Below are 20,909 nucleotides of genomic sequence, written 5' to 3'. Positions count from 1 at the left end.
TAGCGCTATCGCATGCTCACGACTGGTTCGTGAAGAAGGCCACGATGTCGTCGACGCGGAAGTGGTCGGACGACACGTGTTCGCCGCTCACGACGACCAACTCTGCGGTCATCGACGCGGCGCGCAGCCGTTGCACCCACGGCCCGGTCACTTCGTCGATGTTCGCCACCGCATCCTCCGGCGACGCGTACACGCGGATCCGCACGCCCGCATAGGCGTCCGGCTCGTGGCGAACGGCATCCCATGCTTCAGTCTTCGACTCCAGGTCGTGCTCGTCGGCCGACAGCCCGTACGCCGCCGCGAGGGTGTCGCGGCCATGCTCTCCCCGCTCCCAGACCGCTCGCATCGACAATGACGGAGCGACCAATATCGCTCCCGCCCATTGCATTTCCCGCAGGCGGATCGCGTTGGCGGCGGTGGTCGCCCCCATCGACTCGCCGATCAGGAACCGGCGCGACACCGGCCACCGGCACGACACCCAGTCGTGGAGGGCACCCAACGCGTCCTGGGCATCTCGGTTTCCCCACAGATCGCCGTGCAGGTACGGGCTGACAACGACAAACCCGGCGTCGAGCAGACCGTCGCGTACGCCGGCCCGTTCATCGATCGACGTTTCATCGGCCGTGCGTCCGTGAAGGTAGTAGACGGCTGCGGCTGGTGCCACTCCCTGCGGCACCAGGACGAGCGCGCGGTCACCGGATGCCGGAACGGTTATCGCGTACTCGTCGTACCGCGTGAGGCCGGCCGTGCACCGCTCGAGCGGCACAGCGGATTCCTCACGAGCTTTCACGCTGTCACGCTAACAAGGAGGCTCTGATCCCGCTGGGTCACAACCTGCGAACACCCAGCGGTTTACGTCAGTTCATCACGATCCGTTCCTCACCGAGTACACCACTCATACCATTGGATAAATTACTAACCAATAGTATGGTCCGGGTATGACATCGGTTGGCGATGGACAGCGATGGCCGCCCGTCGCCTACGAGGACCATCTCTGGGTCAGCACCACCGACTACGGATCTCGACGCGAACGTCGCCTCACCGCCGGCCCCTACCGCGCGGCGGTACCGCCATTCATCGCGAACCGGACCATCTCACTGAACGGCGAACTGCAGGCGCTGACGGAGGAAGCGGCGACCGAACTCACCCGCTTCGACGCCGAGGTCGGCCACATCACCGCCCCGTTCGCATCCATTCTGCTGCGCACCGAGAGTGCATCGAGTTCGGAGATCGAGAACCTCACCAGCGGGGCACGCCAGATCGCGCTGGCCGAACTCGGCGAGCACGCCTCCCGCAACGCCCGCCTGATCGTCGGAAACGTCCGGGCCATGCAGGCCGCATTGGAGTTGTCCGACCGCATCGACGCCGACGCGATCCTGCAGATGCACCGGGCACTGCTCGAACACGGCGATTCGAACACCGGCGGCCGATGGCGGCAACAGCAGGTCTGGATTGGCGGCGGAAGCCTCGGATCACACACCGCACAATTCGTCCCCCCACATCACGACCGCGTTCCCGAACTGATCGACGACCTGGTCGCCTTCGCCAACCGGGTTGACGTAGCCGTGGTCGCCCAAATAGCGGTCGCACACGCACAGTTCGAAACCATCCACCCGTTCCCTGACGGCAACGGGCGCGTCGGTCGCGCCCTGATCCAGGCGCTGCTGCGCGGCGGGCAGCTCACCCGCAGCGTCGCCGTACCGGTGTCCGCGGGCCTGCTGCACGACACCGCCACCTATTTCGAAGCCCTCGGCGAGTACCGTTCGGGCAACCTCGAGCTGATCGTGCAGTCGATCGCGGAGGCATCATTCGCCGCCGTCGCCAACGGCCGCACCCTCGTCCGGGACCTGGAAACGGTTCGAGCCGACTGGCGCACCCGGGTGACGGCGCGACGAGACGCGGCGGTACACCGCCTCGCCGAACTCCTCCTTCGCCAACCGGTCGTCCACAGCAAGCTCGTCACTTCCACGCTGGGGGTCACCGGCGCCAACGCGCAAATCGCGATCGACCGCCTGGTCGACGCCGGAATACTCACCCAAATCACCGACGGACGACGCAACCGAATCTGGCAAGCCAAGGACGTCGTCAGCGTCCTCGACGAATTCGCCGCCCGCGCCAAACGCCGCCGAGGATGAATGGGGTGGGTTCTCACTCACCACTGTGGATTCAGGGCACCGCAACTGCGCCGATCCAGATCCCGCTGGTCACGACCTGGCGAAACTCACCATCGACAAGCTCGCCGCGAAAAGCCGAGTAGTCGACTACTCGCGATATCCGGGCTCGTTTACGTCAGGCTCGAATAGTCCCGTCCACGTGACTCGGCACAGGCTCGAGAGCGGAGGAATCACCGATGTGTGCTCAGGCTGCGCAGGTTCCGCGGCAGCAGCAAACTCGCGGAGAAGAAGAGCGGTTCGAGTACGACGCCTTCATCTCCTACGCCCACGATGATCGGCCGGTCGCCGCCGGCATCCAGAAGGGTCTGCACCGCATCGGCCGTCGAATGGGCCAGCTGCATGCGTTGCGGGTATTCCGCGATGCCACCGATTTGATCGCCAGTCCCGACCTGTGGGGCAGGGTGACCGAGGCGATGGGCCGCGCCCGGTACCTGATCGTGGTGCTGTCGCCTCATTCCGTCGCGTCGGGCTGGGTGAACAAGGAGGTCACCCACTGGCTCGAACGGCATGGACCGGACCGGCTGTTGTTCGTCGTTACCGGCGGTCATCTGACCTGGGACGAGGCGTCTGGACGGTTCGACCCGGACCGGTCCGATGTGGCCCTGCCGGTCCTGACGCAGCCGGGGATTCTCGCCGCCGAGCCCTTCTATGTCGACGTCACCGAGGACGCGCCGTGGGATCCCGCGTCACCGATGTTCCGGGAGAAGATTACCGATCTGGCCGCTCCCATCCACGGCAAGCCGAAATACGCCCTGGCCAGTGAGGATTTACGCGAACAACGACGCTTCCGGCGCCTACGGCGAGCCGCCATCACCGGCCTGGTCTTGTTGACTGTCCTCGCGGTCGCCGCGGCGACGCTCGCATTCGTGCAACGGCAGGAGTCGATACGCCAGCGGAACCAGGCGATTGCCGTGCGGCTGGTATCGGAGGCCCAGTCCATGCTCGCCGGCGCCCGACCCGGCGGTGACGCACGCGCGTTGAAACAGATATTGGCCGCGCAGTCGATCGGCTCCGAATCAGAGGATGCCGCCCTGCTCGACGCGATGCTCGCACGGAAGGAACTGCTCGACATCGCCGAGACCACAGCAACGGACGTGAAGGACATTGCGCTCTCGCCGGACGAGCGGCGCATCGTCACCGGCGGGGCCGACGGCACCGTACGGCTGTGGGAAGCCGATACCGGCAAGCCGATAGACCCGCCCATGACCGGAAACCGGGGCGAGGTGGTCATTGTGAGGTTCAGTCCGGACGGGCGGCGCATCGCGTCCGGCGGCGCCACCACGGTTCGGGTGTGGAACGCGGACACCGGAGCACCACTCGGCACACCGATGACCGTCGCCCTCGGCGAGGTGACGAGCCTGGAGTTCAGTCCGGACGGCAGGCGGATCGTCACTGGCTCGAGTGAAATGACTTCGAGCGGCTTGGTCAATCATGGCTCAGTTCAGGTATGGAACGCGGACACCGGAGCACCTCTTGGTGCACCGATGACCGAGCATGCCGGCATGATTTTGAGCGTGGCATTCGCCCCGGACGGTCGCCGCCTTGTTGTCGGTTCCGGCGGACCCGTCCATGGCGCCGTACGAGTGTGGGATGCAGACACCGGTGCACCGCTCGGCTTACCTATGACCGAGCATGACGGCATGGTTTTGAGCGTGGCATTCGCCCCGGACGGCCAGCGCATCGTCTCAGGTGGTGCCGACGGCGCCGTACGGCTGTGGAATGCCGACACCGGAGTACCCATTGGGGAGCCCATGACCGGACACGCGGGTGCAGTGGCGAGTGTGGCATTCGCTCCCGACGGGACACGGATCGTCTCAGGGGGCGCCGACGGCACCGTACGGCTGTGGGACGCCGATACCGGAGCACCCATCGGGGAACCTCTGACGGGACACGAAAGTTGGGTCTTGTCTGTGACATTCAACCCCGACGGCCAACGGGTCATCTCTGGCGGCGGCGGCGAAGGCACGGTACGGGTGTGGGATATCGAAATCGGTTCGGCCGGCCAAGGCAGTGTTCTAAGCGTGGCGTTCGCCCCGGACGGGCGGCGTTTCGTTTCCGGGGGCTCTGACGGCACCCTGCAGCTGTGGGACCCGGATATCAGTGCGCCGATCGGCGAACCGATATCCGGACAAGGCGTGGTGACGAGCGTGGCGTTCGCCCCGGACGGACGGCGCATCGTCTCGGGCAGTTCCGCCCCAGCGGCCAACGGCACGGCTGCACAGTCAGGCACCGTGCAACTGTGGGACGCGGACACCCGCCAACCCATCGGCGAGCCGATGATCGGACACCAGAACTTTGTTTCCAGTGTGGCGTTCGCCCCGGATGGGCGGCGCATAGCCTCCGGCGGTATCGACGGCACCATCCGACTGTGGGACGCCGACACCCGCCAACCCATCGGCGAACCGATGACCGGACACCAGGATGCAGTGGTGAGCGTGGCGTTCGCCCCAGACGGGCGGCAAATCGCCTCCAGCGGCAGCGACGGCACCATCCGACTGTGGGACGCCGACACCCGCCAACCCATCGGCGAACCGATGACAGGACACCATGGTGAGGTCACGAGCGTGGCATTCGCCCCGGACGGGGAGCGGATCGCCTCCAGCGGTATCGACAGCACCATCCGGCTGTGGGATCCCGAAACTCGTCAACCGGTCGGCGAACCTCTGAACGGACAGGCGGGTCCGCTTGCGAGCGTGGCCTTTGCTCCGGACAGCCGCCGCATCGCCTACGCCGGTTACGACCGCTCGGTACGGCTATGGGATACGGACACGGGCATGCCGATCGGCCCGCCGATGAGCGGACATACGGACGTGGTGCGCAGTGTGGCATTCAGCCCGGACGGCGGGTCGGTCGTCTCCGGCGGCATCGACGGCCAGATCTGGCAATGGGCAATTACACCGGCAGAGTGGGCAGCCACTTTATGCGGCAAGCTCACGATGAATATGAGCCACCGGCAGTGGCGCGAATGGGTTTCCCCCGACATCGACTATGTCGAACTCTGCCCCGGACTTCCGATTCCCGCCGACGACACCCCCACCGGGAAGTGAAGGCGCACACAACCGGCCGATGCCAGTAGGAGGTAGACGATGCAAGCCGACGATCGCCGATCCGAGCTGTGTCACCGACTCTGGAACGACCCGCAAGACAAACCGGGATCTCATGGCCGCGCCATCCCCTATGAGAGCGCGGTGCTCGATCAATACCGGATCTACGTAGAGATGGCCGACCGGGTCAGCGCCCGACGAGGCTTGACCAACTCGTTCTTCCTCAGCCTCAACACCGGCATCTTCGCCCTCGTGGCTGCCTTCGGAAAGATCCCACTTCTGGACCGGACGTGGTGGCTGGTGATCCCGCTGATCGCGGTGCTCGGTCAGTGTTTCGCCTGGTTCTATCTGGTTCGAAGTTACCGCCTCCTGAACAGCGCGAAATATCAGGTCGTCGGCGCCCTGGAGGAACGCCTACCGGCCTCGCCGTTCTGGCGTGCCGAATGGTGGGCCTTGGGTGAGGGGAACGACCGGTCCCGGTACTGGCCCCTGTCCCATATCGAGCAGTGGATCCCGATCCTGTTCGGGCTTGCCTACATCTCCGCATTTCTCGCCGTTACGTTCACGTGAGTGTGCTGCGTCGGATCCGGGGCGTCCACCGAGGTCGGCACGGTTTCGCGCTGGAAACAAACCGACTAGGCTCGTTGGTATGCACCAGCCGTGGCCGGTGATCGAGAGGCGCGCGGAGGTACAAGCGCTCGCCGAGGCCGTAGGCTGCGCCACTGGCCCCCGCGGAGTGATCGTCGATGGTGCCTCGGGCGCGGGAAAGACGACACTGATGGCGGGATTCCTGAAGTTTTGTGGTGGCCCGACCACCTGGCTCGCCGGCAACGCGACTACGAGTAGCACTCCGTTCGGGGCCTTCTCTCGTGTGATCGACAGCCCGGACCCCTGGAATGCGGCAGTGACCTTGTCGAGGATTTGCCGGACGGTCACAGAGGAAAATAGGGACGGGACCGTCGTGGTGGATGATGCACACTTGCTCGACCCGCTCTCGGCCGACATTCTGAACCAGATCGCCATTACTCCTACCCTCTCACTGGTAGTCGCGCTTCAGACGGGAGTGCCGGTCCCCGAGGCAATTTCGGCACTCTGGAAGGACCGCGGATTCTCCCGAGTCACCCTCGGCTGCTTCGGCCGTGACGAAATCGATACCGTCCTGATCGCCGCACTCGGGGGCCCGGTGGACAGCAAGACATCGGCACGGATCGCGGCGGCATCGCAGGGAAATCCCCGCTTTCTCCGTCACCTGGTGGAGGGTTCGTTGGCCGACGGCCGGCTGATCTGCTGCAACGGCATCTGGCAGCTGCGCGGCGAGCCGACCATCACCGAGGAATGCGCACTGCAGCTGCGTCACCGGTGTGCAGCAGTACCGGCGGCCGCCAAGCGGGCTCTCGAAGTAGTAGCCTTCGGCGAACCTATCAACGTGGCAGTTCTCGAGGCGCTGACCAGCACAGAGTCGATGCTGGCGGTCGAATGCACCGGATTGGTCCGTTTCGGCGCAGAAGGCGGGACTGTTGTGGCGCGGCTGGCTCACCCCTTCCTCGGGGAGGTTGTGCGACAGCAGGTGGATAGTGCGGAGGCACGCCGCATTCGTGGGGACCTCGCGACGCTACTCGGCGCGGACGCAAGGGAACCGCTCGCACGCATTCGGGCTGCTGCACTCTCCATCGGTACCGACCATCGTCGAAGTCCGCAGTCGCTCACCGCGGCTGCCGCGGATGCGACTGCGCTCTGCTCCTTCGCCAACGCTGAAGAACTCGCGCGTGCGGCCTCTGCCGAGGGCGCCGGGTTCCGGGCTCAACTCCTTCGTGCAGGCGCACTGGCGTGGACGGACCGAGGTGGCGAGGCGGAACGAGTCCTGGCCTCACTCGATCCGGTGAACAGGCCGGAATCCGACTACACCCGGTGGGCAGTGCTGAGGGCGGGAAACCTGTTCTGGAACCTCGACGCGCTCCCCAGCGCATACAGGATCCTGAAAACTGCCTACGCACAGGTCGCCAGTCCAGCAGGACGCCACTGTGTGGAGGCGGCGCGCGCGGCCATCGACGTCTCGGCCGGACGGGTAGTCGCAGCAACGGAGGCCGCAGCTCAGGTTCGCCACTCGCCGAACGCTCCCTCAGCCGCGAGAATGTGGGCGGCGAGCGCGAGCTGCATGGGTCTCGCGATGATGGGACACGGAGATGAGGCAGCCTTCCTGGCCGATGAATCGCTCCACCTCACTCAACCCGACACAGCTGTGCTGCGGTTCTCCATCGGCCACGGTCATATCACGGCGCTCATCTACACAGGTCGATTCGCTGAGGCGGAACTGGCTGCCGACCGCTACCTCGAGCTGGCGCGACACCACGATGCCGCATGGTTCGGCATCAGCTCGCTGGTCGGGAAACTCGACTTGGCCAGGGGACGAATCGGTGACGCACACAAGAGATTGACGGAAGCCGCAGCGGTCCTCGACACATCCAGTCCCGAACGGCGCGTTGTCGCCAACCTTCTCCTGGCCAGGGTCCTCACTGTCTCTGGACAGAACCAGGAGGCGGTTAATGCGCTCGCGCAGGCAGAGGCATCCTTGGGCGAACACCGACATCTCTACCGATCTGACGTTGCGATTTCGCGCGCCTGGATCTCCGCCGCTTCCGGTAACCTCGGCCGCGCGATCGGGTTGGCACGTCGCGCTGCCGCCGACGCCGAGGAGGCGGGTCTCCTAGCCGTTGCCGCGGAGGCAGCGCATACGGCCGTCCGGTTCGGAGACAGCGCTTCGGCCGTTCAGCTGCACGCCCTCTCGACTGCCGTCGACGGGCTGCTGATCGGCCCGATGGTGGACCACGCGTCCGCACTCGCCGACTCCGACGGTAATGGATTGGTCGCTGCTGCCCACAAATTCGACTTCCTGGGTGCCTCTCTTCTGGCTGCGGACACGTACGCCCACGCTGCGGGGGCATACCGTCATGCCGGTAATCGCCGCGAGGAACTCCGCTCCTCCACGCGGGCGTACGCACTGGCGCAGAAGTGTGACGACGCCTGGACCCCCGCGATATTCGCATCGGCGGCCCCGCTACCGCTGACACCCCGCGAAAGGGCCGTCGCTGCACTTGCAGCCGGCGAGCTCACGAACAAGGAAATCGCTCAACGACTGGGTGTATCGGCACGCACAGTCGAAGGACACGTCTACCACGTGATGATGAAACTCGATGTGCGCGATCGCGAAGAGATGGCCGAGACTGTCGCGATGGGGACCTGCCGCTAGGCGTCGGGTCCGATCATGAGTCTGCTCACCAGCGATTTCCGATTGTCGACGCCGAGTTTTGTGGACATCCGATACACGTGACCTTCGACGGTGCGTACCGACAACGTCAATCGTTGAGCGATCTCCCGGTTGGTCATACCGATCACGACGAGCGAGGCGATGCCGACTTCACGAGGTGTCAGCCGCGAAGGACTATCGAGAGCACGTATCGCGGGTGTCTTCGCACCGGGGCACAGGCCGGCGAGCCTACGGGCTGCTGCCGTCGACAACTGCCGACTGGCATCGTCACCATGCCGCCGATGCACGATTGCAGCCTGCGCGGCCGCATCAGCTGCGAGTAGGTAGGCGTGCATCCTTTCCAATTCCGCTGCGACACGGTCTAATCCGTGACCGTCTCGCACACCGAAGCTGTGCGCCTGAGCGGCAGCCACACACACCAAGGGACCGTCCACCGAATGGGTCAATGCCCGCAGTCGGCCCGTGGCGGATCGGTCTCCAAATCGGACCGAGGTGTGCAACGCCACCGTCTCGACACCGAACATCGACCCGGCGTGAGCCAGCCTCGCAGCCTTGCGTGCGGCCGCGATTGCCTCACGATGCTCGCCCCGCGCCGCCAGCATCCAGGCGCGTGCGAGCAACAGATCGGGTTCGAACGACGCCATGTGGGCACCGAACGACGACTCCGCAGCAGCAAGTGCTTCGGTGGCATCATCGGTCCGCTCCTGCATGCCCAGAGCTTGACACAGTCCGATTACACTCAACGTCAGCCAGATCGGGGTTCCCCCGTCCATCGCCGCGGCCCGACCGCGCCGGAACTGATCCTCTGCGTCGGCCGCACGACCCACTGCGAGATGAGCAAGCCCGCGAATGTACATGTCGACCACCCAGTTTGCTCTGCCTCGGTGGGTGGGCACGTAGCGTTCGAGTACCGAATCGAGGCTGTCGAGCTGTCCCGATACGGTGGCGGCGAAGACCTCGGCAACACCGATCTGCATGTGCCCGAGCATGAATCCCACCTCCTTTGCCGCCTCCGCACCACGCGTGGTGACACCTCGGACCTGATCTGTGCGACCCGCTCGCGCAAGCGCTGCGCCACCGATGGACGCTGCAAGCGCCAAAGCCGGCGGCGTCCCTTCTCCAGGCCCGAAGAGGCCTCGAGTCAACTCGAGCGATCGCGGCACGTCATTGGCGAAGAAGTCGAAGGTCAACTCCACGGATGCGACAACATCCCGTCCGTGGCGGCCCGTCACGCGAGCACGCATGTCGGCTAGCTTCTCCCGCGCGGCGGCCTCACGGTCGGCGAAAAACAAGGCCGTCGCACGCCACATCCCCCACGTGAGTGATTCGGCTTCGGACATCTCCACAGGATCAACGGCCGCGAGCAGCGTGTCGGCATCGTTCACCCGTCCTTGCCACGTCATCGCCCGTGCCGCGACCATGGCCGCTCTGATTCCGCCTCCTCGGGACAGGGCCGCCTGGGCGAGGCGTTCGGCGAGCGCATAGTCACACAGTTCGAGCGCGGATTCGGCCGCCTCGACCGTTCGAGCGACATCGATCTCGGCGTCACTGTCGAGCGCGAGCGTCGCCAGCCGCAACGTGTCGCTCGGCGAATCACCTGCAAGGTGGGCGCGAACAATCCGTCCTCGCAGTACGCGGGCGGCCAGCGCGCCCAGCTGCTCACGTAGCACCTCCCCCAGGATCGGATGGCTGAGTGTCGCGACGCAGCCCAGGCCCTCGGAGCGAAACCGCAGAAGTCCGGTGCAGTGTGCGGCAGCGACGGCGTCAGGTGACGTGGCGCGCTGGAGGACGTCGACGTCGATGCCCTCTTCCAGAGCCACCAGCCGGAGCGCGTCGAGCACGTCGGGAGGCACGTTCCGCAACCGCGACCCGAGCAGCGATGCCAACTCCGTGCTGACAACGGGCCGCGATCGCAATCTCCACACGCCGTCGGACCGCTCGAACAGGCCGGACTTCCATGATCCTTCGACGAGATGCCGGAGGTAGAGCGGGTTTCCCTCCGACATATTCCACAACCATTGCGCGCCGACGTCGTCCATCGGTCCGCCGAGAGCAGTTTCGATCGCCCGCACCGCTTCGGCACGAGTGAACGCGTCGAGTTCGACTCGATGCAGGACGCTGTCGGGGAGAATCGCGGTACTCGGGCGTGATCCACGGCCGCCGAGCGTCACGACGAGTCGAACACTCCCATCGTCGATCAGACATCGGAGCAGAGTGGTGGACAGCGGATCGAGCCGGTCCGCATCGTCGACGACAAGGGTTGTCGTGATTCCTCGGAGTGCGATCACAGCGCTCGTGAGTGCGGTGTCGGGATCCGGTGCCGCACCAATATTCACGGCCGAAGCGAATGCACCCAGCGGGACGCCGCGCAACGAGTCCGTCCCGACGACCCAGACTGCCTCGCAGTCACGTTCGCACACGATCTGCTGCGCCAAGGTGGTCTTTCCCACCCCAACCGCGCCGACGATGACGATACCGCGCGTCGAATCCCGCGCGAGGGCGCCGATCTCGGGCCCCCGCGGGATGGATGGCCACGTCAGGACCATGGAACCAGTCTAGGTGTGACAGCAGCGTGGGGGAAGGAGGTGAGTTGCCTCCCGATCCGCAGATCGGGAGGCGATCCGCTACCGGCCGTCGTGGGGGTTGACGCCCCCGTCGTCACGGAACCCGGGGCTCGACACGGGGATCTTGAACTGCAGCACCCTGTACGGCCATCCCTTGTCGGGGCCCTCCGTCTTCCACTGACTCACGAAGATATGGAACCCGCCGTCCAACTTCGATCCGGGGACGATCGACGGACCGTAGAGTTGGGCCACCGCGTCGTCTCCCTCCTGTCCCCAGCCGACCCCGCGCAAGGGTGTGCTCTTGTGTGCCTCGTAAAGGTTGTCGGTGATCTTGGAGAACACGCGCACGTCGATGTCGTAACCGCCCACGTCGGAGCTGTCGAACGTGACCAGTACCCACTTACCCTGGATTGCCCGCAGACACATTTCACCGAACTTGGCGGCTGAGTGCGCTCTTTCCAGCACCGGGGTCGGCTCGTTGCCCCAGCGCCAAGCGCCGTCCTTCCAACCCCACCCCTCGTACGCATTCCGGTCGGTGATCCTGTCCTCGCGTACACGCCTGAGGATCAGGGGTTTGTCGCGCTGGAAGCCGGTAGAGAACACGTAGACCCATCCGTCCCCGGGAGCATCCCACGTCCAGAGCTGGGCAAGTCCGCGGTGAAGCCCCGCATCGAATTTCGCCCCGGTGTGCTGCCACGTGTGTCCGTCGTCGGTCGACTTCCAGATTTCGGTCCAGACGACGTTGCCGAGGCCCTTGTTGACCATGGCATGCAGGTACATCGTGTCGCCGATGGTGACGACGTCGGACGGGAGAACTGTCGAGAAGAACGGATTGTCGTGTTGGTAGTCCCAGAGCTGTCGCGCATAGCGGGGATCGCCGCCGGCGGCCTCACTCCACACGATTCCCTCGTCGAGCTTCTTGGTGTCGGAGAACAGCGCTACCGGCGAACGCCAGTCACCGTCTCCCACTCGGGGTCCACGGAAAGTGTCGCCGAATATTGCCAGTATTCGTCCCGACGGCGTACGTGCCATCACGCCGAGATCGGTTGCGGCCATACCGAACCTGTCGGTCAGCCCGGGACCCGTCACCTCCTTGATCTTCTTGGAGTGGTGCACCTTGGGCCCGGCCTCGATCGGGACCGCCGGCCGGGGTGGCTCCGGCGCCGGCAGCCGCCACCCGTTATGGATGACTTCGTTCCATTCACCCTCATAGACGTTTCCGGTGACCGGCCATCCCCACAGCTGCTGCATTCGCGTCGCTACATCCTTGGTGGCCTTGTCGAAAATACTCGTCCCGGGAATACCGATGGTCTGCTGCCAGCGCTTCAGGCCGTCTTTCGAGGACTGCGGTTCGTTGCCGAAGGTGTTCGACCACGATTCGGTGGGCCCGTCCAGCGGCCCCCAGTAGTGACCGGGAGGTAGCGGAAAGCGATCGGGATCTTCGGGGAGTCCCGCGTACCGCTTCGCCGCGGCCAGCACGACGTCATAGGGAAAGGTGTCGGGGACATCCCAGTGCGTCCCATCCTTGAAACCTCTGAGAACGCGCGAACCGTAGGTGTAGTTGTTGTGGCTGCTCACTCCCTTGCGGTTGTGGCCCACCCCGCCGATGTCGACGCGCTCGATCGGAATGTCGTACTCCGTGGCGACCTTGGCGATGACGAATGCCACCATGTCGAGCATCTTCGTGTGAGCGAGCCACTGCTCACGCGACTTCGGCCGTTCCTCGCGGTTCGGATTGGCGCCACTCCAGGTTTCAGTGCTTCCCGAAGTGCCCACCATTGCGATCTGGACGCTGACGCGGTTGTCGCTGAGCACGCCCCACGCGGTGTTCTTGGTGCTGACGGTGTTGATGATGTGGTGGTCGTCGATCAGGTAGTGGTAGCTGCCGTTCTGCGCTCCGGCCTGATAATTGGCAACATTCTCGGCGCGGGCCACCCAGTCCTGGTTCTCGGTGGTGTGCAGGTAGATACGCAAGTATGCGCCGTGACCGGTGTCATACCCCGGGCCTCCGTACCACGTGATCGGGTATCCGCTGGGCGACGTCACCGGCTGCGGTTGCGCTGGTTCGACGACCGGCGTCGGAACGTCCGCGGCGACACCGTCCCACTGGCCGAACTGCTCTTTGAGGATACGGTTCCGGTCGATGCCGACGCCTCCCACCTTCTGCTTGTCGATCTCGAATTGGTGCAGGTGCGCCGCGGGGTGTACACGGCCGTTGCTGCCCCAATTGTGCATCCAGAAATAGGTGCCGATGCCGTCGCGGAGCGCCCACTCGATGGTCGGATAGTTGCAGTAGACACCCATCCTCGTCTTGCCGAGCCGTTCCTGCCACGCGAGCAGGTACGGGCGAACCAGCGTATTCCACTGTTCCTCGCTGGGCGACGCGTCCACCGACACATAGATTGCCGCCGTCTCGGGGCCACCGGCCTCACGGTGAATCTGTATTCCCCGCTCTGCATCCCGTCGACCCTGCTCCGCTCCACCGAGCCAGTCGGACTTACCGAATTGGAAGTTGGAGACGACGACCATACCTCGTGCGCGCAGGGCGTCGGCCTCCTCCCTCCGCAGCGGTTTGCCGAGCATCCATCCCGCCCTCGGGTCGGAGATGTAACGAATGGCACCGGCGAATCCGCCCGACTGGATCTGAGCAGCTGTGGGAACACCAGCGGAGAAGTCGACCAGAAGCTTGCCCACCAATGAGGTGTGTCCGTTGTCCTTCGGCGCCTGACGCGGATCTTTGGCTTCCTTCAGCCATGTCGAGTCGGGATCCAGATCGGGTCCGCCGAAGCGGCCCGGCGCACCGAATGTCTCGAAATGTAGATGAGGGCCGCTCGAACCACCCTCCGAGCCGACCACGGCTATCTGCTCACCCGCGTGCACTGGATCGCCGAACTTCCACTGTTCCCCAGTGTGTGGGTTGATGAACGACGATGGCGGCGTGTGGCCGAACGTGAAATCCAAACCCCATTGATTCTGGGAGTCGATCACCAGCCAGGAGCCGTAGCCCTGAGGGTCGTCGTCGATTCCCACATAGGCGATGGTGCCGTCTGTCGGTGCATAGATGGGCGTGCCGTTGTTCGCGGCGATATCCACGCCGCGATGATCCGGCCGGTCCGGGGTTCGGTAGCCGCTGCTCACGCCGGTGTAGGTTCCGGGGGCCAACGGATGATAGCGATTCATGATTTCCTCACCGGTGAGATGGAACTGCGGTCCGCGACAACGCCGGGGTGCTCCATGTCGGACCAATCACCCGACTGCGCTGAATAGTTCGATCCTCTCCCCTGCCGCGTGGGTTCGTCGTGAGTAGTCCGGTACTCGATTCTCGAGCCAGTTGTCGTCGACGTCAGAGGATGAGGTCCTGGGGGCGGATCAATTCACGGGGCAGAGTGGTGCCCTCGACCTGTTCGAGTGGATCAGCCGCGACGTAGGCGTCGAGGTCGAGCCCGGTCAACTGGGCGATCCTCCGTACCGGAACCTGAAACGTGCGATACGCGCCGTAGGAGAACGACTCCTCCCCTTCCGTGAACTCGTCGAGCAGTGCCGCCTGCGTGAGCAGGTAGCCGGTAACCGAGAGGCCGCCGTCTCGCTTGGCCATCGCCACGGTCTTCCAGAACTGACGCGGCAGCGCCACACCACGGTAGCGGGGATCGTCGGCGGCGAGCACCGGGCCCGTCAGGACACTCACGGCAAGATCGGCGTTGTCGGCGTTCTTCAGCACGTAATCTTCGAGTCCGAGCCACAGCGTCTTCCCCGCGTTGAAGTCGTGGTGCTGCGGAGTGCAGTTCGTGAAGTGGAACGTGTCGTCATTTGCCGCCTTCGCATTCGGCCCCCAGGCGGGGTCCAGTCGGCGCACGAGGTGCCCTCGGTCGAGCGGGTTGTTCTCGTACACACGCTCGCCGGTTTGTTGGCGTGCCGGGAGTCGAGGGTCGAGGATCCAGCGGTCACGGTCCCGCTTCGGATTCTGTGACTGCTTGCCGTCGATGTTGACAGCTGTGAACAGCGCAAGAGCCCGCTCGGTGTGCATGACTACGCTGAAGTGGTGATAGCGGAGCTTTTCGGACGCAACCGAAGCCACCTGCGGGCCGGCCACCGGCAAGGGTAGATGAACTCGCAGGAAGCCCGGGTCGTAACCACGGCGGTTGCTGTAGTCGGGGTCGATCGAAATTGCTTCGGAGTCACTAGGCTCACCGCCGGCGGCCCTGCGAGGTTCGGCGGAACCGAGGCGGACAGTAATTTCCAACGGAACGCGCACGGTGATTTCCTCCCTGGGCACCACGTCCTGCCGGAGCGATGAAGAGGGTGTCGCTAATTCCTGCTCCGCGCTGACGATCTCGTCGACGAGAGCGCGCCACTTCCGCGGCATGTCCTGGTCGGCGACAAACTTCAGGATGCGGCTGATCCGCACCCCCTCGTTGAGGATCCCACCGAACTCGGTGTGCTGCGGTGCTCGTACGCTCGCGTGGTGGAGTGCAACCACTTCCCACTGGTCGTTGAACACCGGGGAGCCCGAGGAGCCTGGCTCGGTGTCCGCCGAATAGTGCAGAAATCGTTCGGGAATATCGACGATGCGGTTCTCCCGCAGGGCAATTTGCTTCTTGTCTCCGCGCGGATGCTGCACGATGGTCACGAACTCTCCGATGACGGCCTTGCCCTCCGCGGCGAACAGCCGGTTGAATCCGAACTGGGCGAGAACCGGCGCAGGTGCCCGAACCGCCACCAAGGCGAAGTCGCGCTCCCGATCGGCGAGGAAGAACCTGCCCGGATCCAGCGGGAAGACTTGCACCGGAAGCGGGTTGCCGTCGATACCGTCCTGGTAATCGAACTCGATTACGCTGCTGCGTGCTGTTTCGGCGCTCGGCAGCACATGGTGATTCGTCAGAAGCAAGGTCGGCGAAACGAGAAAGCCTGTGCCGTAGCCCTGCAGGTTTCCCCGGGAATCGCGGATGTTCACCCTTCCGATCGACCGTGCAGCCGCCACCCCGGCATCGAGATAGCGTACTCCCACGAAATCGGAGGTGTTGATGATTTTTTTCCAGCACCTGATCGGCCGACGCGTCACTGTCCACCCACTCACTCACCCGGTCGAGCGCCTCCTCCACGAGGACACCCGACGCTGCGGTGGGGGTCGCCTGCGGTACGTCCTCGCCTGTGTAATAGCGGGTGAGCCGATCCAGGCGTTTGGCGATTCGTTCGGGAGTCTCGACGGCCGCGATTCCACCGGGACCGGCGAGCGCGTCCACATGCTCGCGTCTCTGCGCGGCCCTCTCCCGTGCGCGGCGCTCAGCCGCTTCGGCCTGCCGCTGTTTCTCACTCGCGAATGTCGCTGCGGGCGTATCGAGTCGAACTCTACGGCTTCCCATGCTGTTGACGGTGGTCATTATTTTTCCTCGGATAGTACTGGCCGGTTGCTACCAGCCTTGTCCCGTCCGACATGGCAGTCATGAGTAGTCCGCTACTCGTATTTCGGCGTCACCGCGGAATCGCTACGCTCGAACTGCTCGACACCGTTGCGGACCACCTTGCGGACGGCACCGCCCTCGGCCACGAGGGCGTCGAGGATCGGTACCGCCAATTCTGGGCGGATCGGCGTTTCGGCGAGTAGTTGCCCGAGTTCGAGCGCCTCCGACCCCAGCGCGCCGACGATGAGCCTGCGGCGGGCTCGATCCAGTGCAGCTTCCATGTCCAGCCGCTTCGCGGACTCACCACGCCCCGCCGGTATCGGGACTGCCGTGTCCAGCAGCAGCGCACGGACCTCGGAGGCCGTCAGATTCCGGTCGGTGGCCCACACCAGCATGGCAGCGGCAGCCACGTACAGCGCGGCGAAGGTCGTCCCCTCCATTTCCGGTTCTTCGACAATTTGTTCGCAGGTGGTCCCGGAGATGGTTCTCGGCGCGTAGATGTCCGGCTTGCCCTCTCGGGAGAAGTACGGCGTCTCGTGGGTGAGGGAGCCGTCGTCCTCGACCGCACCGACCGCAAGTACGTCGGTGCTCCACGCAGGGAAGCTGGGTTCGTCCGAGTGATCACCTGACGCGATCACCAGTCGACCCTCTCTGACCAGATCGGCGATGATCGTGTTCTGGGTGTCGGTCGGCTCCGCGTTCCCGTAGTCGAGAACGATGATGTCGGCTCCCGCTCGCCCCGCTTCTTCCAACCACAGACAGACTTCGCGCTCCGACGGCGCGCCGTCGGTAAACGCCAACTCGTGTGACAGCAGTTCGGCAAGTGCAGATTCATCGACTCCTGTTTCGCCGGCGACGACCCGTCCTGGTACTCCATGGTTGATGGCGCACTGGGTAAGCGCGACGGTGACCTCCTGACGGCGCCGGGCAGTGAACGGCCCGGCGACCGCCAACTGCAATGGGCGTTTTACCGGAGTCGTGGGACACACTCGCTCCATGACGGATTCGAGTTCGGCCGACGTCCCGAAGAAGTCGCTGCCGATCGCCGCTACCGCAGGAACCTTTCCGGGTGGAACCGCGACCTGCTTGACCAGGGCGGGCAGATCGTCCGAATCGAATGAATTGCTTTGGCCAACCAGATCGGCTAGTTGTTCCCACAGTTCGAGGTGGCGCAGTTCGCCGTACAGTTTGGACAGTTCCGTCTCGGAGAAGCGAGTGAGTGTCGGCAGATTGCGGCGGATCCATTGCCACACCTCGGGCCAGGAGAGTGCCTCGAGGCGGATCGTGCGCACTTCGGACGGTCGCAGCGACTGCGTCAGTTGATCGAGATCGCTCGTGGTGGCCACCGCCAACCGTGCGCGGCCGCGTCGTCCGGTGAGGGTGACGAGCGCGTTCACGAGGTCAGATGCTCCGGCGGAATCAGCTGCGAGCAAGTCCGCATCGTCGATCACAATCGCGGCGGGCACGGCCCCGAGATCCCCGATCAACCGTTCCCACCAGTCGTCGGCGCTGAACCTACCCGCCGGCACCGCCCGAAGACCCTTGCCGTCGATCAGTTCCTTGACGAGGCAGGCCAGTTCGCGGACCGGTTCGGGTTCCGCGAGCAGACGTTTGGCGCTGATGAAAAGTTGCGCGATGTCCGGGTCGAGTTCCTCGAGCACCCGGTCGAGAAGTGAGGTCTTCCCGGTGGCCGGCATGCCGACCACCTGGAGAAGCCGCGCCGAAGTGTTCCCGGACAATACGTCCACGGCCTCACGCAACTCGGTGAGCCGGGAGATGAAGCGCAGTTCACCCTGCCGTACGCCCAGGTGGCGACTGACCTTGCGCGGCGCGGGCCTCGGCCGCGCCTTCGCGTCCGGGTCGATGACCGCACCGGGATCGCTTCCGCCGACGAACAGACAGGGCACGGCCCAGTTCAGCAGAGGATCACCGCTGTTCTCGTCGCCGTTGATCGCGAGACGCGCCAACCGCAGCGCCTCGGCGACGGATTGCCCGGCGGTGAGTCCCTGGTAGAAGAAGCGGGTGAACAGTCGCTCCGTTCCGAAGGGCAACACGGCTTGCATCCCGATTACCATCGGACACGCATCCCGCACGCAGTAGTCCGCCGAGGACAGCTGGCCCGGCCACGTTTCGTCCGCCGCCGAGACACCCGGCGCGCGCGCCGTCTCACATCCCGCGAAAACGGCGAGTCGAAGATCCGGAAGCTGTTGTAGCAAGAGAGCGAATTCTTGGCTCCGCAGAAGTGTCCCACGACCGTTGCGGCGTTCCAGCTTGAGTCCGTGGGGATTGGCATGCCCGAGGTAGTGGAACAGATGAAAGCCGCGGCGTTGCATCCCCATACGAGTCCGCAGACGCTCGACCGAGGGGCGATCCTCCACCACCACACGCAACAGGCCTCGATCGACCATCGGCTGCAACTCCGTCAGCAGACTGCGTTTTTCGGCATAGAGGTCGAACGGTGCCTCGGACTCGTCCGGGCCAGAGCGAAGGGGACTCGACATGACCAGCAACAGATTGAGTGGTGGATCGATCGGCGCTTGCCGGATCGGGTAGGTGCGGCTTCGTCCCGACCGCACCACGTGGACGTCCCGCGCCATGGACAGGAACCTGTCCGGGCGCTGGGGATCCAGTAACAACTCCCACGGCCATGCGGCGATGCGGTTCGGCGCCGCGAGTATCCGAATGAGCAACTGGTTCCCCGCGGTCCCTGCCGTGCCACGTGTCTGCTGCAGAAGCGTGACGATCTCCGGCACACCGAACACCAGGTCTGTCAGCACCTTCCCCACCTCGAGTGCTTCGGGTCCGGCGTCCGGGCGAGCGTGCCGGACGGCATCGGTGAGCCATTCACCCGGTTCATCGACCGGCCTGCCGGTGACATCGCGGGGTAGCTTCCACTCGGGCAGAGGCCGTTTCACCGCGAAAACCGAACCCTGCGGGGATCTCGCCGAGAGCCACATGTGGTCCCCGGCCTCGAGGACACTGATTTCCAGCTCTTCGAAACTGCGCCTCGATAGCGGAATCATGCTTTCCAGCTCCTACATATCCACTGTCCGTGCTACCTCGTCCAAGTCGACGACGCTCACCAGGTCCGTGACGGGGTGCACTCCCGGGGCACCGACCGTGATGCGGTAGTCCTGAGCTGCGAGGTCCTCGACAGTCGCCTGCTGCCAACCGTCGACCGAAGTCGAGAGCCGATGCTGCCGGACCGGACCGCCGACGGCCGGCTCGACATGTGCGACGAGTTCGGCGCCAGGGTCGTCGGTCCGCGCACGGATCACCAGTGGTTCGGCGGTCGTCACGTCGTCGACTTCGAGCGACACCGATTCGCTCACCGCAGGAAATACGTTCGGCGGGGTGATCACCGCAATGTTCAATACCCCGCCGACGTGGTCGAGCACCGGGTCGTCGTTCTGCAGCGACGCATGTTTCTGGCTGAAGAAGGCCGCGTTCTTCCACCCCTTCATGAGTTCGGGTGGGGTCGCCGACAACTTCGGCACTGTGCCGTCGCCGCCGCTTTCGCCCGGTCCGCGCACGGGCAGCGATACGATCTTTCCGTCTACCAACCGGGCAGCCCAGTGCGTGCGCTGGAAATCGCCGATGATGGGACGGATGTCGTAGCCCTCGTCCCTGTCTGCTTCGAGTCGTTCCTGAACCTGTGTGCGCAGCTGCCGGTGCAGCGTCACCGCGTCCTTCATGCGGGCGGCGTCCAGCCCGGTCCCCGTCCAGTCGTCCATCTTGTCGTCCAGGTTCGACCACGACGCATTCGGACTTTCGAGACACCGATAAGACGGCAGCAGCTGATAGGCGGATGTGAAGGAACCAATGAGGTTGCCGAGATCGACGGTGAACGGGCCCCATCCTTTGCGGAATCCGTTGACCAGGAACTCGAGCGCGTTGATCGACCCGGAGTACGGCGTCCCGAACGTGATGAGTGTCCGGGTGTCCTTCCACCCCTCGAGCAATTCGAGGTAGAGGCGGGCAACGATGCCACCCATGGAGTGACCCACGAGGATCAACTGTGCATCGGAATTGCCCGACTTCTCCCGCCAGCGTGTCAACCATCCGTGAGCGTGCCGCGCCAGCTTGCGGGCTGCCACCCGATTGTCACGCCGCCAGTCATACGGAAGCTCGAAGTAATTCTCGCCCGGTACCACCCCGAACCGGCGCACCAGGTCAACGCGGAACTTGGTGTAGCCGTCGATTTTCCAATCCAAGCCCGGAAGCACATGGAAGTCCGACATCACCCGGGTGGCTACCACGCCGTCGCCGAGATCGTCGACTTCTGGATCGTCGCCGTCGAGCTGCAACCGCTTGATGTTGTTGCCGAGCGAGAGCACTCCCCGCAGCGCAGCCCCCGGAGTCGACGCCCACACGTCCTTGCCGTCCCGTGCCAGAACTGATCCCGTGATCCCTGGTATCAACACAACGACGTCTTTCATGGCGGCCTCCACACCGAACACCGG

10 protein-coding genes are annotated in these 20,909 nt (G+C 64.7%); 4 read left to right on the top strand and 6 right to left on the bottom strand.

Annotated elements, in window-relative coordinates; all coding sequences use genetic code 11:
* Positions 1–16 precede the first annotated feature (16 nt).
* Entirely contained in the window at positions 17–790 is a 774-nt protein-coding gene (locus tag HYG77_RS22215; protein WP_208960648.1) for an alpha/beta hydrolase, read from the bottom strand.
* 148 nt (positions 791–938) lie between these two features.
* Here HYG77_RS22215 and HYG77_RS22210 point away from each other — a divergent pair, with 148 nt between their 5' ends.
* The 4 genes from HYG77_RS22210 (at position 939) to HYG77_RS22195 (ending at position 8,465) form a co-directional block, all read left to right on the top strand.
* On the top strand, positions 939–2,135 hold the full coding sequence (locus tag HYG77_RS22210) for a Fic family protein (RefSeq protein WP_208960647.1): 1,197 nt from the start codon (positions 939–941) through the stop codon (positions 2,133–2,135).
* 215 nt (positions 2,136–2,350) lie between these two features.
* The gene (locus HYG77_RS22205) at positions 2,351–5,221 is read left to right on the top strand and encodes a TIR domain-containing protein (RefSeq protein ID WP_208960646.1); all 2,871 of its coding nucleotides are present in this window, start codon (positions 2,351–2,353) and stop codon (positions 5,219–5,221) included.
* A gap of 39 nt (positions 5,222–5,260) precedes the next feature.
* The gene (locus HYG77_RS22200; protein WP_208960645.1) at positions 5,261–5,788 is read left to right on the top strand and encodes a hypothetical protein; all 528 of its coding nucleotides are present in this window, start codon (positions 5,261–5,263) and stop codon (positions 5,786–5,788) included.
* A 79-nt stretch (positions 5,789–5,867) separates the two neighbouring features.
* The gene (locus HYG77_RS22195; RefSeq protein ID WP_208960644.1) at positions 5,868–8,465 is read left to right on the top strand and encodes a LuxR C-terminal-related transcriptional regulator; all 2,598 of its coding nucleotides are present in this window, start codon (positions 5,868–5,870) and stop codon (positions 8,463–8,465) included.
* On the opposite strand, the gene HYG77_RS22190 is transcribed toward HYG77_RS22195, so the two are convergent.
* The 5 genes from HYG77_RS22190 to HYG77_RS22170 all read right to left on the bottom strand — a co-directional run bounded on the left by HYG77_RS22190 (position 8,462) and on the right by HYG77_RS22170 (position 20,885).
* Entirely contained in the window at positions 8,462–11,029 is a 2,568-nt protein-coding gene (locus HYG77_RS22190; RefSeq protein WP_208960643.1) for a LuxR C-terminal-related transcriptional regulator, read from the bottom strand. The two genes, HYG77_RS22195 and HYG77_RS22190, sit on opposite strands and share 4 nt — an antisense overlap.
* Positions 11,030–11,107: 78 nt before the next feature.
* Positions 11,108–14,227, bottom strand: a complete 3,120-nt coding sequence (locus tag HYG77_RS22185) for a DUF4185 domain-containing protein (RefSeq protein WP_208960642.1) — start codon at positions 14,225–14,227, stop codon at positions 11,108–11,110.
* Positions 14,228–14,390: 163 nt separating this feature from the next.
* Positions 14,391–16,052 carry a DNA/RNA non-specific endonuclease gene (locus HYG77_RS22180; protein WP_244373043.1) on the bottom strand — a complete coding sequence of 554 codons (1,662 nt, stop codon included), beginning with the start codon at positions 16,050–16,052 and terminating at the stop codon, positions 14,391–14,393.
* Between the two features lie 447 nt (positions 16,053–16,499).
* Positions 16,500–19,469 carry a CHAT domain-containing protein gene (locus HYG77_RS22175; protein WP_208960641.1) on the bottom strand — a complete coding sequence of 990 codons (2,970 nt, stop codon included), beginning with the start codon at positions 19,467–19,469 and terminating at the stop codon, positions 16,500–16,502.
* Positions 19,470–19,481: 12 nt separating this feature from the next.
* Positions 19,482–20,885 carry a hypothetical protein gene (locus HYG77_RS22170; RefSeq protein WP_208960640.1) on the bottom strand — a complete coding sequence of 468 codons (1,404 nt, stop codon included), beginning with the start codon at positions 20,883–20,885 and terminating at the stop codon, positions 19,482–19,484.
* Between the last annotated feature and the right edge of the window lie 24 nt (positions 20,886–20,909).

Origin of the sequence: Rhodococcus sp. ZPP (assembly GCF_017656075.1) — a bacterium.
Taxonomy (GTDB): Bacteria; Actinomycetota; Actinomycetes; order Mycobacteriales; family Mycobacteriaceae; genus Rhodococcus_F; species Rhodococcus_F oxybenzonivorans.
Note: the sequence above shows the minus strand (reverse complement) of the source record. Positions and strands in the feature narration are given on the sequence as shown.

Bases quoted from the DNA above. Each gene is read 5' to 3' on its own strand.
- HYG77_RS22210 (WP_208960647.1), top strand. From the start codon at position 939: ATGACATCGGTTGGCGATGGACAGCGATGGCCGCCCGTCGCCTACGAG.
- HYG77_RS22205 (WP_208960646.1), top strand. From the start codon at position 2,351: ATGTGTGCTCAGGCTGCGCAGGTTCCGCGGCAGCAGCAAACTCGCGGA.
- HYG77_RS22200 (WP_208960645.1), top strand. From the start codon at position 5,261: ATGCAAGCCGACGATCGCCGATCCGAGCTGTGTCACCGACTCTGGAAC.
- HYG77_RS22195 (WP_208960644.1), top strand. From the start codon at position 5,868: ATGCACCAGCCGTGGCCGGTGATCGAGAGGCGCGCGGAGGTACAAGCG.
- HYG77_RS22190 (WP_208960643.1), bottom strand. From the start codon at position 11,029: ATGGTCCTGACGTGGCCATCCATCCCGCGGGGGCCCGAGATCGGCGCC.
- HYG77_RS22185 (WP_208960642.1), bottom strand. From the start codon at position 14,227: ATGAATCGCTATCATCCGTTGGCCCCCGGAACCTACACCGGCGTGAGC.
- HYG77_RS22175 (WP_208960641.1), bottom strand. From the start codon at position 19,469: ATGATTCCGCTATCGAGGCGCAGTTTCGAAGAGCTGGAAATCAGTGTC.
- HYG77_RS22170 (WP_208960640.1), bottom strand. From the start codon at position 20,885: ATGAAAGACGTCGTTGTGTTGATACCAGGGATCACGGGATCAGTTCTG.